Below are 14409 nucleotides of genomic sequence, written 5' to 3'. Positions count from 1 at the left end.
CACCCGCAGTGACCTCAGCAGCTCGTGAAGATCGGTTGCCATGCCCCGATTGTGTCCGGTCCCGCCCGGCCGGGGAACCCCGGGAGCAACGGGCCGGGGAAGCCCGGGAACGACGGGCCGGGGAAGCCCGCGTTCCCCGTCGCCGGGCGGGACCGGACACAATCGGGGCATGGCAACCGATCTTCACGAGCTGCTGAGGTCACTGCGGGTGTGGGACCCGAAGGTCACGGACCTGCCCTCCTTCGAGCCGGACACCGCCCCGGCCGCTCCCCTGCCCCTGTTCGCCGAGTGGCTCGCGGCGGCGGTGGCGGCCGGCCAGACCGAGCCGCACACCATGTCGCTGGCGACCTCGGACGAGTCGGGCCTGCCCGACGTGCGGATCGTGATGCTGCACGGCGCGGACGCCGACGGCTGGTCCTTCGCGTCGCACGCCGGCAGCCGCAAGGGGCGGCACCTCGCCGGCCGCCCGTATGCCGCGCTCTGCTTCTACTGGCCGGTGCTGGGCCGCCAGGTCCGGGTGCGCGGCCCGGTGACGGCGGCGCCCTCCGAGGACGCCCAGGGCGATCTGCACGCCCGCTCGACGGGCGCGCTGGCGGCGGCACTGACCGGGCGGCAGAGTGAGGTCCTGCCGTCCCTGGACGACCTGGCCCACGCCTCGGAGTCCGCGTGGGAACGGGCGTCGCGGGAGCCGGAGGCGCCGGTGCCGTCCTGGACGCTGTACCGGCTGCGGGCCGAGGAGGTCGAGTTCTTCCAGGGGGACGAGCGACGGCGCCACGTCCGGCTCCGCTACCGGCGGGACGGGCAGCAGGACGGGCAGGAGTGGTCGCGGGAGCTGCTGTGGCCGTGAGGGCTTCCGCTACGTGAAGTCGTGCACGTCGAAGTCCGCCACCGGCCGGTAGCCGATGCGCTGGTAGAGGCCGTTGCTGGTGGGGTTGTCCAGGTCGGTGAAGAGGAGGACCTCGGCCGCACCGGAGGCCAGGGCGGCGCGGCTGACCTCGGCCGTCGCGGCGCCCGCGTAGCCGCGGCGGCGGAAGTGGGGCGGGGTGTAGACGGAGGCGACACGGACCTGGCCGGCGACTTGGGGGCCGGTGCCGGCCATGGCGACCGGTGTGCCGTCGGGGGTCTCCCACAAGGTGATGCCGCCGCTGGCGATACGGGCGTCCGCCCACTCGGCGGAGTCGCGGACGGTGCCCAGGCCGACGGAATCGCTGAACTCGTCGTGCCACCGCCGGAGAAGCTCGCGGTCCGCCTCGACGGCGATCCGGGGACCGCCGGGCGGAAGGGGCCCCGGCTCGGTCAGGGTGCCGAGCCGGTAGAGCCGCTGGCGCTGGCGGAGGACGGCCGGGGCGCCCGTGTGCCGCCGCCAGGCCCCGGCGAAGGCGGCCGCGGTGTCGCACTCCGCGTTCACCCCGGGCAGACGGCGGCCGAGGGCGGCCAAGCGCGCGGCGAGGACGTCGGCGTCCTCGGGGGTGACGGCGGTGAGGTTCAGCCAGTGCGGCGGGGTGCGGAAGAAGGCCGCCCGGACCTCTCCCGCCCGTTGAAGTACGCCGAACTCCGGTTCTCCGTCGCCGTACACCGACCGGCCGTGGGTCCGCAGTGTCTCCGTCACCGTCAGCGGCACGGTGTGCAGCGCCGGCCGGGAGCGGAGGAAGGCGCCCGCGCGGGTCAGGAACTCGTCGAGGTCGTGGGTGAGATGCCAGCCGTCCGCAGCGGGACGGGGGTCGGTATCGATATCGGTATCGGGATCAATTCCGGTTCCGGTGTCCATGCTTCATGGTGCCGTGTGCCGCCGCCCGGGCACCCCCGATTTTCGGCGGCCGCCCGTCTCTCACCTGCCGCTGTCTTCCGCGAGCGTGTGCGCCACCAGTGCGTTGGCGTGGCCGTGGCCCAGGCCGTGTTCGGTCTTGAGCCAGTTGACGAGCTCCAGGTGCCGGGTCAGCGGCGAGGAGCGGATGAGCTCCTGCCAGTTGGCGATCGGTCGGCCGTACTTCTTCACGATGGAGGGGAAGTAAGCGGCGGGGCCCTTCACGGGTGCGGTCATCTCGGCCGGTCCCTTCACTTCTCGGCGATGCGGTGCGGTCGGGGGTATGACCGGCGCGGCTCGGCGAACTGATCGCCCGGCCGACGTGACTCGCGTCACACGACGAGTTCCGCCCCTCACGGGTCCGCCGGCTCCCGGTCCGTGGCCAGGCGGGCGTGCAGATGGGCGTCCCGGAACGCGTCGTGCCGCTCCTCCTGGAAGATCGCACCGCGCAGGGTGCCCTCGTACGAGAAACCGCACCTCTCGGCGATCCGGCACGACGCGTCGTGACCGACCGCGTGGTCCAGCTCCAGCCGGTGGATCCCGAGTTCCGTCAGCGCCCAGTGGGCGGTGAGCAGCAGGGCCCGGGTGGCGACGCCCTGGCCGCGGGCCTCGGGCAGGACCCAGTAGCCGACCCGGGCGACCTTCAGGTGGTACTTGATCTCGTTGACCCCGATGTGCCCCAGCGGCGCGTCGGTGCGGGCGTCCGCGACCCGGAACGACACCGACGCCCCCTCCAGGGCACTCTGCGCCCGCGCCAGCAGCGACTCCCGCGCGCTCGCCCGGTCGGTGACCGGCCGCAGCGGGGTGTTCCAGCGCCTGAACTCCGGATCGCGCAGCCCCCGCAGCCACGTGTCGACGTCGGCACCGGATCCTGCGTCCCAGGGACGCAGGCGGAGGCCGTGGCCGTGGAGATCCGGGTGGGGGCCGGTCATGGACTGGTCACGTATGGGGGCCATGGGTCCCATTCAAACCCGTGGTTCCCGAACACGGGCCGCCTGTGGGCCAAGGAGAGGGCAAGAAGTGAGGCGTTACACCGAAGCCCCTGGGAGCACCGGCGCCCTCGTGAACACCGGCGCCTTCGTGAACACCGGCACCCCCTCCCGGAACGCCACCACCAGATCCGCCCCGGCCGACAGGGCCGCCTCCTCGCTCGCTCGGGACGCCGATGGCTCGCCCGCCCCCACGATCTCCGTCATCATCCGCGGCCCCTCGGCGAGTTCGACCACGGCGGCGACATAGGGGACGCGGGCCGAGAACGGCGGCAGGTCGTTGCGGTGGACGACGGACCAGGTGTAGAGCGTGGCGCGGCCGCTCGCCGTCTCCCACGTGACGTCCTCGCTCCAGCAGTGGGGGCAGAACTCGCGCGGGTAGTGGTGGGCCCGGCCGCAGTCCCCGCAGCGGCGGATCAGCAGCCGGCCCTCGGCGGCGGCGTCCCAGTACGTCCGCGTGAAGGCGTCGGGCTCGGGCAGGTCGAAGCGGTGGCCGGTCACAGGAACAGCCCGAACGCGCTGTCCAGCGACCACGCCTGCCAGGACATCCCGAACAGCCCGACCACCGACATCAGCGCCATCATCGAGTTCTGCCCCTGCTCGGCGACGTCGTGCACCATGAGCGTGAAGTACAGCGCGTTGAGGAGGAGCCCGCCGACCAGGGCGATCGGGGTGAGGAAGCCGGTGATCAGCCCCAGTCCGAGCGCCAGTTCCGCGTAGACGACGACGTACGCCATCACGCGCGGGTGCGGCGCGACGGCCTTCTCGAAGCCCGAGCGGACGGCGTTCCAGCGGTGCTCGGCGGCTATGGAGGCCGCCCACGTGATGCCGGTGCCCCGCTCGAACCAGGCCTTGCGGTCCTTGTGCCGCCAGCTCTCCAGCCACCACAGCCCGAGCCCGATCCGCAGCACGGCCAGCCATTGCGCCCCGGTGAGCCAGATCGTGTCCATGCAATCTGACGGTACGTCAGATCGGCGGATGCGCAAGAGCCGGCGGGCGGCCCACTCCGGACTCCGGGCAGGGACCACCCCCGACCTTCGAGGCGTTCGAGGCCTTCGAGGCCTTCGAGGCCTTCGAGGCCTTCGACTAGGAACGATCACCGCCCCGCCACAACCAGGCCCGCTACGCCACGAGCCCCACTCGCTCCTCCCGCAAGCGTGATCAATCCGAAACCAATTCCGGTCTTGACCGAGACCCATCAAGCGGTCCCGTGATTACGCTCGCGCTCATGGCCGACTCCACACCCCCCACACACACCTCCGCACAGCCCCCACCCGACCGCCCCGTCTACGTCATCGGCGGCGGCCCCGGCGGGCTCTCCGCGGCGTACGCACTGCGGGCCCGGGGCATACGGGCCGTCGTCCTGGAGAAGTCCGACCAAGTCGGGGCGTCCTGGCGCCGCCACTACGACCGGCTGCACCTGCACACCACCCGCCGCCTCTCGGCCCTGCCCGGGCTGCCGATGCCGCGCCGGTTCGGGCGGTGGGTGTCCCGGGACAACGTGGTGCGGTACCTGGAGAAGTACGCCGAGCACCACCGCCTGGAGATCGTCACCGGCGTCGAGGTGTCCCGCGTCGAGCGCACCCCCGACGGAACGGGCTGGCTGCTGCACGCCACCGGCGGCCGGGAGCTGACCGGCGCGGCGGTGGTCGTCGCCACCGGCTACAACCACACCCCGCGCCTGCCGGACTGGCCCGGCCGCGCCGGGTTCACGGGCGAGCTCCTGCACGCCGGCGAGTACCGCAGCGGCACGCCCTACGCCGGCCGGGACGTACTCGTCGTCGGCGTCGGCAACACCGGCGCCGAGATCGCCGTCGACCTGGTGGAGAGCGGCGCCTCGCGGGTCCGGCTCGCCGTGCGCACCGTCCCCCACATCGTGCGCCGTTCGACCGCCGGCTGGGCCGCCCAGTACAGCGGTGTCCTGGTCCGCCGGCTGCCCGTCGGCCTGGTCGACCGGATCTCCCGGCTGCAGGCCAGGGTCGCCGTGCCCGACCTGTCCGCCCATGGACTGCCGCGTCCCGACACCGGGCTGTACACGCGCGTGAAGCAGGGGGCCATCCCGGTGCAGGACGTCGGCCTGATCGACGCCGTGCGCAAGGGCAGGGTGGAGATCGTGGCGGCCGTGGAGGGCTTCGAGGACGGTGGCAAGATCGCCCTCGCCGACGGCACCCGGATCTCCCCGGACGTGGTGATCGCCGCCACGGGGTACGTCCGCGCCCTGGAGGACCTGGTCGGGCACCTCGACGTCCTCGACGAGCGCGGCAGGCCCGTCGCCCACGGCCCCCGCACCCCGAAGACCGCTCCCGGCCTGTACTTCACCGGCTTCACCAACCCGATCAGCGGCAATCTCCGCGAGATGGCGCTCGACGCGGTGAAGATCGCGAAGGCCGTCGCGAAGAGCGGGTCGGGGAGCGGCTCGGGTGGCGGCCCGGGGAGCGTGTCCCGCCTGCCGGGCTGAGCCCCCGCCCTGACGGCGAGACGACCCGCGTCGGTCCACTCGACAACTTCACCCGCCCACACCGTTCCTGACGTCGCATCAGTTCAGTAATCTGACAGAGCGTCAGTTAGCGGCTGTCTCACAGGAGCGGGCGGAAACGATGCTTGGATCGACCCACGGCACCCTCACCACCGACTCCCGCCGGGCCCGGGCCATCGCCTGTGGCGAGCGGTCCCGGCCTGCCGTGCACGGCAGGCCCGCCCAGGCGGGCGACCTGGACGTCAGCGGTCGGCCGCTGCACTCCGGCGTACCCGATCTGGACCGCTTCTTCCGCCCCCGATCCGTCGCCGTGGTCGGCGCCTCGGACGCCGAGGGCCGCCCGAACACCGGCATCACACGGCAACTGGCCGACTGGGCCGAGCGGGTCGGCGCCACGCTGTACCCGGTCCATCCGGACCGGCCGTCGGTGTTCGGCATCCCCTGCTTCCCTTCCGTTTCCGGGCTGCCCGAGCAGGTCGACCTGGCCGTGGTGCTGGTCGGCGACCCCGTCCCGGTGATCGAGGAACTGGCCGAGGCCAAGGCGCGGTTCGCGGTCGTCTTCGCGTCCGGGTTCGCGGAGACCGGGCCGGAGGGCGAGGCCGCCCAGCGGCGGCTGGCCGCCGCCGTGGAGCAGTCAGGGCTACGGCTGCTCGGGCCCAACACCAACCTCAACGCCTTCGAGCGGTTCCGCGACGACCTGGCCGGGCCGGCGATCGCGCTCATCACCCAGTCCGGCCACCAGGGCCGCCCCGTCTTCGCGCTGCAGGAACTCGGCATCCGCCTCTCCCATTGGGCCCCCACCGGCAACGAGGCCGACCTGGAGAGCGCGGACTTCCTCTCCTACTTCGCCGAGCAGCCCGAGGTCGGCGCCATCGCCTGCTACCTCGAAGGGCTGAAGGACGGCCGTTCCTTCCTGCTCGCCGCCGACCGGGCCGCCCGGCGGGGTGTGCCGGTGGTCGCCGTCAAGGTGGGACGTACCGAGACCGGCGCCCGCACGGCCGCCTCCCACACCGGCAAACTGACCGGCGCGGACGCCGTGGTGGACGCGGCGCTGCGCCAGTACGGCGTGATCCGGGTCGACGGGCTCGACGAACTCCAGGACACCGCCACCCTGTTGGCCCGGGCCCGCCCGCCGCGCGCCGACGGCGTCGTCGTCTACTCCATCTCCGGCGGCACGGGCGCGCACGCGGCGGACCTGGCGACCGCCGCGGGCCTGCACCTGCCGGTGCTGTCCGAGGCCAAGCAGGCCGAGCTGCACCAATGGATACCCGAGTACCTGAGCGTCGCCAACCCGGTCGACAACGGCGGGCACCCGGTCGGGGACGAGCGCGGCCGGAAGATCATCGACGCGATCCTCGACGACCCGGAGGTGGGCGTGCTGATCTGCCCGGTCACCGGGCCGTTCCCCCCGCTCAGCGACCGGCTCGTCCGGGACCTGGTGGACGCGGCCGAGCAGACCGACAAGCTGGTCTGCGTGGTGTGGGGTTCACCGGTCGGCACCGAGCCCGCCTACCGCGAGGTCCTGCTCGGCTCCTCCCGCGTGGCCACCTTCCGCACGGTCGGCAACTGCCTCACCGCCGTCCGCGCCCACCTCGCCCACCACCGCTTCACCGCCGCCTACCGCTCCCCCTTCGACGAGGCCCCGCGCACCCCCTCGCCGTCCTACCGCAAGGCGCAGGCCCTGATGCAGCCCGGCCGGCAGCTGAGCGAGCACGCGGCGAAGCAGCTGCTGCGGGCGTACGGCATCCGCGTACCGCGCGAGCAGTTGGTGACCAGCGCGGCGGCGGCCGTCCGCGCGGCCGGGCTCGTGGGCTACCCGGTGGTGATGAAGGCCTCCGGCGCCCGGATCGCGCACAAGACCGAACTGGGCCTGGTGAAGATCGGGCTGACCTCGGCCAGCCAGGTCCGCGACGCCTACCGCGAGCTGACCGACATCGCCCGTTACGAGGACGTCGCCCTGGACGGCGTCCTGGTCTGCCAGATGGTGGAGCAGGGCGTGGAGATGGTCGTCGGTGTCGCCCACGACGACCTGTTCGGCCCGACCGTGACCGTCGGGCTCGGCGGCGTGCTCGTGGAGGTGCTGCGCGACACGGCCGTAGGGGTGCCGCCCTTCGGGGAGGAGCAGGCGCGGGACATGCTCGCCGGGCTGCGCGGGCGGGCCCTGCTCGACGGGGTGCGGGGGCGGCCGGCGGCGGATCTGGACGCGCTGGTCGAGGTCGTCCTGCGGGTGCAGCGCATGGCCCTGGAACTCGGGGACCAGCTCGCGGAGCTGGACGTCAACCCGCTGATGGTGCTGCCGCAGGGGCAGGGCGCCGTGGCGCTGGACGCGCTGGCGGTGTGCCGCTGATGACCGGGGCCGCGGTGCTGCACACGACCGGCGACCACGTCCTGACCGTCACGCTCAACCGGCCCGAGAGCCTCAACGCCCTCACGCCCGGGCAGCGCGAGGACATCATCGGGCTGCTGTCGGAGGCGTCCGCCGCGGCGGAGGTGCGGGCCGTGGTGATCACGGGGACGGGCCGCGGCTTCTGCGCCGGGGCGGACCTCCGGGCCGCCGGCACGCCCGGCGAACGCCTCGCGGGCGATGTCGCCCGCACCCTGCGCACCGGCGCCCAGCGGCTGATCGCCGCCGTGCTCGACTGCGAGAAGCCGGTGATCGCGGCCGTGAACGGCACGGCGGCCGGGCTCGGCGCACATCTGGCGTTCGCCTGCGATCTGGTCCTCGCCGCCGAATCGGCCCGGTTCTTCGAGGTGTTCGTACGGCGCGGACTGGTCCCCGACGGGGGCGGTGCCTACCTCCTCCCGCGGCTCGTGGGCCCGCAACGCGCGAAGGAGCTGATGTTCTTCGGTGACGCGCTCGGCGCGGCGGACGCCGAACGCCTCGGGCTGGTCAACCGGGTCGTCCGTGACGAGGAGCTGGAGAAGACGGCGCGCGCCTGGGCCGAGCGTCTCGCTTCCGGCCCGACCCGTGCCCTCGCCCTGACCAAGCAGCTCGTCAACGCCTCCCTCGACACCGACCGCGCCGCCGCCTTCGCCGCCGAGGCCGCCGCACAGGAGATCAACATGACGACGGCGGACGCGCGGGAGGGCCTGCGGAGCTTCGTGGAACGGCGGACCCCGGAGTACCGGGGCCACTGACCCTTCCCACTCCCTCAGAGCCCTTCCCATCTGACGCCGCGTCAGTTTCAATGCCGGATGTGATGGGACAAGCAGGGATGGCGGAAGCCGCCGTCCGCTACCTCAGGTCGGTCCGCGCCACCGCCCCCGAGCCCGTCGACGCGCTGCCTCGCCCCGAGTTAAGGTGCGTCGGCGCCGACGAACGCGCTCCGCTCGACGCCCGGGAGTTCCGCCGGGTCCTCGGGAACTTCGCCACGGGCGTGGCCGTGATCACGGCACCCCCGGCCATCGGCGACGGCTCCCCCGCCGGCTTCGCCTGCCAGTCCTTCAGCTCCCTCTCCCTCGACCCTCCTCTGGTCGCCTTCATGGTCGGCCGGACCTCGACGACCTGGCCGCGGATCGCCCGCGCCGGGGTGTTCTGTGTGAACGTCCTGGGCTCCGGCCAGGGCGAGTTGTGCCGCGCCTTCGCGGTGAGCGGCGCGGACAAGTTCGCCGGCGTGGCGTACGACGCGGCGCCGGTGTCGGGCTCGCCGCGTCTGACGGGCGCCGTGGCGTGGATCGACTGCGCGATCCACGCCGTGCACACCGGCGGCGACCACCTCATCGTGGTGGGCCGGGTGAACGCCCTCGGCGCGGAGGACGCCGACGGCCCGCTCCTCTTCCACCGGGGGCGTTTCGCCCGGCTGGCGCCGCCGTAGCCGTAGCCCGCCCCGGCGGTCCGGCCCCGACGCCGCGAAAGCGGGTGTCCTGCGGGCCCGATGTGACGATCATGGGCAGGACACGGCCCCGCCGGGAAGGCACAGTCACCGTCACATGCACGCAGACGACAGCGCCGGGGAACCGGCCGAGCACGCCCGCTTCGCCCGCTACTTGACCGAGCTGGAGCAGGTCGCCGACGCCGACGAGATCGAGCTGGTCGGCGGTGTTCTCGCCGACCCGGATCCCGTGATGGCCCGGGCGGCCGTGGTGCGGCACCTCGACCGCCGGGCCGCCGAGCTGTGCCCCGAGCCCGTCTGGGAGGAGTGGGCCGAGGGCACGGCCCGGGTGGTGACCGGCCACCCCTTCCTGGTCCGGCGACTTGAGGAGTGGGCCCTGTTCCGGGCGGTCGCGCTTCGGCTGCCGTGGCACCGGGACGATCTGCTCGCGGCCTCCGACTGGTTCCAGTTGAAGGCCGCCGACGGAACGAACCCCGAGGCCCTCGCGCTCCTCGCCGAGAGCGGCCGGACGAAGCGGATCCGCAACACCGCCCGGGAGAGCCTCGGGCGGCAGGCCGGGGGCTGAACTTCCGGGACCGCCCGGTCAGGCCACCGCCACCTCGTTCGCCACCCTCCGCCGGATCACCAGCGCCATCAGCGCCGCCGCCGCGCACAGCGCCCCGGAGGCGTACCAGACCACGTCGTACGACCCGAAGGCGTCCCGTGCGACACCGCCCAGGAAGGCGACGAGGGCCGCCCCGACCTGGTGGGAGGCGAGGACCCAGCCGAAGACGATCGCGCTGTCCTCGCCGTACTGCTCGCGGCACAGGGCGAGGGTGGGTGGGACGGTGGCGACCCAGTCGAGGCCGTAGAAGACGATGAAGAAGATCATCGGCGGGTGGGCCGCGGGGCCGAGCAGGAGCGGCAGGAACATCAGGGACACGCCCCGCAGCGCGTAGTACACCGCCAGCAGGCGGCGCGGCTCGAAGCGGTCGGTGAACCAGCCGGAGGCGATCGTGCCGACGACGTCGAAGACGCCGATGACCGCGAGCAGGGAGGCGGCGGCCTGGACGGGCATGTGGTGGTCGTGGGCCGCGGGGATGAAGTGGGTCTGGATCAGGCCGTTGGTGGAGGCGCCGCAGATCGCGAAGGTGCCGGCGAGCAGCCAGAACGGCCCGGTGCGCACGGCGGACAGCAGCACGGTCACGGCCCGGCGGGCGGCGCCGGGGACGGGCGGCGGCTTCGGCACGAACTCGGCGGCGCCGTACGGCTTCTGACCCACGTCGGCCGGGTGGTCGTGCAGCAGGAGCCACACGAAGGGCACGACCGCGAGCGCGGCGAGCGCGACCGTCACGGCCGCCGGACGCCAGTCGTACCGGTCGATGATCCAGGACAGCAGAGGCAGGAAGATCAGCTGGCCGGAGGCCGAGGCGGCGGTGAGGATGCCGCTGACCAGGCCGCGCCGTGCGGTGAACCAGCGGTTGGTGACGGTCGCGGCGAAGGCCAGCGCCATGGAGCCGGAACCGAGCCCGACGAGCAGCCCCCAGCACAGCATCAGCTGCCAGGCCGCGGTCATCCACACGGTGAGCCAGGAACCGGCCGCGATCACGGTCAGGGCGACCGCGACGACCCGGCGGATGCCGAAGCGGTCCATCAGGGCCGCCGCGAACGGGGCGGTCAGACCGTAGAGCGCCAGGTTCACCGAGACGGCGGCGCCGATCGTGCCGCGCGACCAGTCGAATTCGTCGTGCAACGGATCGATGAGCAGGCCCGGCACCGACCGGAAGGCGGCGGCACCGATGATCGTCACGAAGGTGACGGCGGCGACGAACCAGGCGCGGTGCACCCGCACACGGGTCGGCTTCGGTGGCTGCTGGACGGCCGCTGCTTCGGTTGTCTGGGTCACGACATAGAGCTTCCGATCTGCGGCGCACTCCATCGAGTGGCCCGAAGGACAGCATTCGTTAGGATCGGGCCATGAGCCGTGAGCCGGAGTTCCGCCCGCACCGGGTCGTCGTCCTCGCCCTCGACGGCCTGCTCCCGTTCGAGCTGGGCATCCCGCACCGCATCTTCGGCCGCCCCCGTGACGCCCGGGGACGCCTGCTGTACGAGGTCGTCACCTGCTCGATCCGCCCGCCGGGCCCGGTGCGGACCGACGCCGACTTCGCCGTCCAGGTCGAGCACGGCCCGGATGCCCTGGCCACGGCCGACACCGTGATCGTCCCGGCGTCGTACGAACTCGGCCCGGTCTTCGAGCAGGGCGTGCTCACCGCCGAACTGGCCGCCGCCCTCGCCCACATCCGCCCGGGCACCCGGCTCGCCTCCATCTGCACCGGCGTCTACGTCCTCGCCGCCGCCGGTCTCCTCGACGGCCGGCCCGCCACCACGCACTGGGCCGACGCCGACCGTCTCCAGCGGCTGTTCCCCCGGATCGAGGTCGACCCGGACGTCCTGTTCATCGACGACGGCGACGTCCTGACCTCCGCCGGCGTCGCGGCCGGCATCGACCTGTGCCTGCACATGGTGCGCCGCGACCACGGCACGGCGGTCGCCAACGAGGTGGCCCGCCGCACGGTCGTACCGCCGCACCGCGACGGCGGTCAGGCGCAGTACATCCACCGGCCGGTGCCCGACCCGCAGCAGGCGACCACGACGTCGGCCCGCGCCTGGGCCCTGGGCCGTCTCCACGAGCCGATCCAGCTGCGCGACATGGCCGCCCAGGAGTCCATGTCGGTGCGCACCTTCACCCGCCGCTTCCGCGAGGAGACCGGCGTCAGCCCCGGCCAGTGGCTCACCCAGCAGCGCGTGGAGCGGGCCCGCCACCTGCTGGAGTCCACCGACCGCTCCGTCGACCAGGTGGCCCGGGACGCGGGCTTCGGCACGGCCCAGTCGATGCGCCAGCACCTCCAGTCGGCCCTCGGTGTCACACCCACCGCCTACCGGCGCACGTTCCGGGCGGAGAACGACACCGCGGCCGCCGTCAGAAAGTGAGCACCGCCCGCGCCACCCGTCCCGCCTCCGCGTCGGCCGCCGCCTCCTCGAAGTCCTCGACCGGGTAAATCCGGGTGACCAGTTCGTCGAGCAGGAGGCGCCCCTGGCGGTACAGCCCGGCGTACAGGGCGATGTCCCGCTGGGGGCGGGAGGAGCCGTAGCGGCAGCCCAGGATGGACTTGTCGAGGTACATCGAGGAGACGCGGAAGGACGCCTCGGCCGTGGCGGGCGGGACCCCGAGCAGGATCGCCTGGCCGTGCCGGTCCAGCGCGTCGATCGCCTGCCGGATCAGCTCCACGCGGCCGACGCACTCGAAGGCGTGGTCCACGCCCGTGGGCAGCAGGTCGCGCAGGCCCCCGGCCGAGGTGAGGAAGTCGGTCGCACCGAACCGCCGCGCCGCCTCCTCCTTCGCCGGGTTGGCGTCGACGGCCACGATCCGTCCGGCGCCCGCGAGCCGCGCCCCCTGGAGCACGTTCAGGCCGATGCCGCCCGCCCCGATGACCAGGACGCTGTCGCCCCGGTCCACCCGCGCCCGGTTCAGTACGGCGCCCACCCCGGTCAGCACGCCGCATCCGATGAGCGCGGCCGAGGTCATCGGGATGTCGTCGGGGATCCGGACCGCCTGGACGGCCTTGACGACGGTGCGCTCGGCGAACGCCGAGTTGGACGCGAACTGGTGCACCGGCGAGCCCTCGTGGCCGAAGGGCCGGCCCGGGCGTCCGATGGCCTGCCGGCACATGGTCGGCCGGCCCCGGTCGCACTCCGCGCACGTGCCGCAGTTCGCCAGGGTGGACAGGGCCACAGGGTCACCGGGCGCGACATGGGTGACGCCCTCACCCACCGCCTCCACGACCCCGGCCCCCTCATGGCCCAGCACCACGGGCACCGGGAAGGGGATGGTCCCGTCCACCACCGACAGATCGCTGTGACACAGCCCGGCCGCCGAGATCGCCACCCGTACCTCACCCGGCCCGGGCTCGCGCACCTCCAGGTCCGTCACGACCCGGACCTGCTTCCCGTCGAAGATCACGCCTCGCATCACACGGCCCCCTTGGGCTCCCTGGGCAGACCGAGCACACGCTCGGCGATGATCGTGCGCTGGATCTGGTCGGAGCCTCCGTAGATCGTGTCGGCCCGTGAGAAGAGGAACAGGTGCTGCGCGGCGTCCAGTTCGTACGGCGCCGACGCCGACCAGTCGGCGGGACCCACTCCGGCCGCCGCGCCCCGCACCAGCACCGCCAGCTCCCCGAGCCGCTGGTGCCAGCCGGCCCACAGCAGCTTGGCCACGCTCGGGGCACCCGGGTCTCCACAACCCCCCAGTGTGCGCAGGGCGTTCCAGCGCATCGTCCGCAGTTCCGCCCACTGCCGCACGAGCCGCTCCCGTACGACGGGATCCCGCACCGCTCCCGACTCCACGGCGGCCCGCACCACAGCGTCCAGTTCCTCGGCGAACCCGATCTGCTGGGCAAGGGTGGACACCCCGCGCTCGAAGCCGAGCAGGCTCATGGCGACGCGCCACCCGTCGCCCTCCCCGCCGACGACGTGCTCGGCGTGCGCGCCGTCGAAGAACACCTCGTTGAAGTCGCTGGTGCCGGTCATCTGGCGGATGGGGCGGACCTCGATCCGGCCGGGCTGGTCCATGGGGACGAGCAGGAAGGTCAGCCCGTGGTGCCGTACCGAGCCGGGCTCGGTCCTGGCCAGCACGAAACACCAGTCGGCCTCGCGGGCGAGCGACGTCCAGATCTTCTGCCCGGTCACCCGGTACGTCCGGCCGTCCGGCTCGCGCACGGCCGCGGTACGGACACCGGCCAGGTCCGATCCGGCGCCGGGCTCGCTGTAGCCCTGGCACCAGAGTTCCGCACCGGCGGCGATCGGCGGCAGGAACCGCGCCTTCTGCTCGTCGGTGCCGTGGGCGAGGAGCGTGGGCGCGAGCAGGTTCTCCCCGATGTGCCCGGACCGCGCGGGCGCCCCGGACCGCGCGTACTCCTCGGCCCAGACGACCTGCTGGGTGAGGGTGGCCCGGCGATTGCCGTAGCCGTCCTCGCCCCAACCGAGCCCGATCCATCCGGCTGCGCCGAGGGTGTGTTCCCACGTGCGTCGGTCCTGAGCGTCCCTGGCATGCGCCGTCAGCCAGTCGCGCACCTCGGCGCGAAAGTCCTCATCCTCTTGCCCGAACCCGAACTCCATGCTCGACCGCCTTAGGTTGGCCAGGTCCCTCACACGGGCAGTGGGGGCAACTCCCCAGGGGCGCGGGGAACTGCGCGACAAGCCACGACGAGACCCGCACCCGCCGGACAACCCCCGCCTCCCGAGCTACTGGGCATTCGGCCGTTCCCC

General features: G+C 73.2%; 15 protein-coding genes. 7 read left to right on the top strand and 8 right to left on the bottom strand.

Annotation, left to right across the window (positions count from 1 at the left end; all coding sequences use genetic code 11):
- Positions 1-169: 169 nt before the first annotated feature.
- Positions 170-847, top strand: a complete 678-nt coding sequence (locus K4G64_RS33280; RefSeq protein ID WP_221759651.1) for a pyridoxal 5'-phosphate synthase — start codon at positions 170-172, stop codon at positions 845-847.
- A gap of 9 nt (positions 848-856) precedes the next feature.
- Here K4G64_RS33280 and K4G64_RS33275 read toward each other — a convergent pair whose 3' ends face one another.
- From K4G64_RS33275 to K4G64_RS33255, 5 genes are all read right to left on the bottom strand, one after another.
- Complete coding sequence (locus tag K4G64_RS33275) at positions 857-1768, bottom strand: GNAT family N-acetyltransferase (RefSeq protein WP_221759650.1); 912 nt, start codon at positions 1766-1768, stop codon at positions 857-859.
- 60 nt (positions 1769-1828) lie between these two features.
- Positions 1829-2041 (bottom strand): DUF4287 domain-containing protein, encoded by a 213-nt coding sequence (locus K4G64_RS33270; protein ID WP_221759649.1) that lies wholly within the window; start codon positions 2039-2041, stop codon positions 1829-1831.
- Positions 2042-2157: 116 nt separating this feature from the next.
- Complete coding sequence (locus K4G64_RS33265) at positions 2158-2760, bottom strand: GNAT family N-acetyltransferase (protein WP_221759648.1); 603 nt, start codon at positions 2758-2760, stop codon at positions 2158-2160.
- A gap of 72 nt (positions 2761-2832) precedes the next feature.
- Entirely contained in the window at positions 2833-3294 is a 462-nt protein-coding gene (locus K4G64_RS33260; protein ID WP_221759647.1) for a Zn-ribbon domain-containing OB-fold protein, read from the bottom strand.
- A complete protein-coding gene (locus K4G64_RS33255; protein WP_221759646.1) occupies positions 3291-3743 on the bottom strand; it encodes a DoxX family membrane protein in 453 nt (150 codons plus the stop codon). The genes K4G64_RS33260 and K4G64_RS33255 overlap by 4 nt, the downstream gene beginning before the upstream one ends.
- 278 nt (positions 3744-4021) lie before the next feature.
- Here K4G64_RS33255 and K4G64_RS33250 point away from each other — a divergent pair, with 278 nt between their 5' ends.
- From K4G64_RS33250 to K4G64_RS33230, 5 genes are all read left to right on the top strand, one after another.
- Positions 4022-5251 carry an NAD(P)/FAD-dependent oxidoreductase gene (locus K4G64_RS33250; RefSeq protein ID WP_221759645.1) on the top strand — a complete coding sequence of 410 codons (1230 nt, stop codon included), beginning with the start codon at positions 4022-4024 and terminating at the stop codon, positions 5249-5251.
- 139 nt (positions 5252-5390) lie between these two features.
- Positions 5391-7616, top strand: a complete 2226-nt coding sequence (locus tag K4G64_RS33245) for an acetate--CoA ligase family protein (protein ID WP_221759644.1) — start codon at positions 5391-5393, stop codon at positions 7614-7616.
- On the top strand, positions 7616-8407 hold the full coding sequence (locus K4G64_RS33240) for an enoyl-CoA hydratase/isomerase family protein (RefSeq protein ID WP_221759643.1): 792 nt from the start codon (positions 7616-7618) through the stop codon (positions 8405-8407). Before K4G64_RS33245 ends, K4G64_RS33240 begins: the two co-directional genes overlap by 1 nt.
- Before the next feature lie 62 nt (positions 8408-8469).
- Entirely contained in the window at positions 8470-9084 is a 615-nt protein-coding gene (locus K4G64_RS33235) for a flavin reductase family protein (RefSeq protein WP_260461320.1), read from the top strand.
- 115 nt (positions 9085-9199) lie between these two features.
- Complete coding sequence (locus K4G64_RS33230) at positions 9200-9667, top strand: hypothetical protein (protein ID WP_221759642.1); 468 nt, start codon at positions 9200-9202, stop codon at positions 9665-9667.
- An 18-nt stretch (positions 9668-9685) separates the two neighbouring features.
- Here K4G64_RS33230 and K4G64_RS33225 read toward each other — a convergent pair whose 3' ends face one another.
- Positions 9686-10987, bottom strand: a complete 1302-nt coding sequence (locus K4G64_RS33225) for an MFS transporter (RefSeq protein WP_221759641.1) — start codon at positions 10985-10987, stop codon at positions 9686-9688.
- A gap of 71 nt (positions 10988-11058) precedes the next feature.
- On the opposite strand from K4G64_RS33225, the gene K4G64_RS33220 reads away from it, so the two are divergent.
- On the top strand, positions 11059-12072 hold the full coding sequence (locus tag K4G64_RS33220; RefSeq protein ID WP_221759640.1) for a GlxA family transcriptional regulator: 1014 nt from the start codon (positions 11059-11061) through the stop codon (positions 12070-12072).
- Here the strand turns inward: K4G64_RS33220 and K4G64_RS33215 are convergent.
- Together K4G64_RS33215 and K4G64_RS33210 are read right to left on the bottom strand one after the other, a co-directional pair.
- On the bottom strand, positions 12062-13111 hold the full coding sequence (locus K4G64_RS33215; RefSeq protein WP_221759639.1) for a Zn-dependent alcohol dehydrogenase: 1050 nt from the start codon (positions 13109-13111) through the stop codon (positions 12062-12064). The two genes, K4G64_RS33220 and K4G64_RS33215, sit on opposite strands and share 11 nt — an antisense overlap.
- Positions 13111-14259: an acyl-CoA dehydrogenase family protein gene (locus K4G64_RS33210; RefSeq protein ID WP_221759638.1), complete on the bottom strand. Its 1149-nt coding sequence runs from the start codon at positions 14257-14259 to the stop codon at positions 13111-13113. Before K4G64_RS33210 ends, K4G64_RS33215 begins: the two co-directional genes overlap by 1 nt.
- Positions 14260-14409 lie beyond the last annotated feature (150 nt).

Origin of the sequence: Streptomyces sp. WAC04114 (assembly GCF_019733245.1) — a bacterium.
GTDB classification, from domain to species: Bacteria; Actinomycetota; Actinomycetes; order Streptomycetales; family Streptomycetaceae; genus Streptomyces; species Streptomyces massasporeus_A.
Note: the sequence above shows the minus strand (reverse complement) of the source record. Positions and strands in the feature narration are given on the sequence as shown.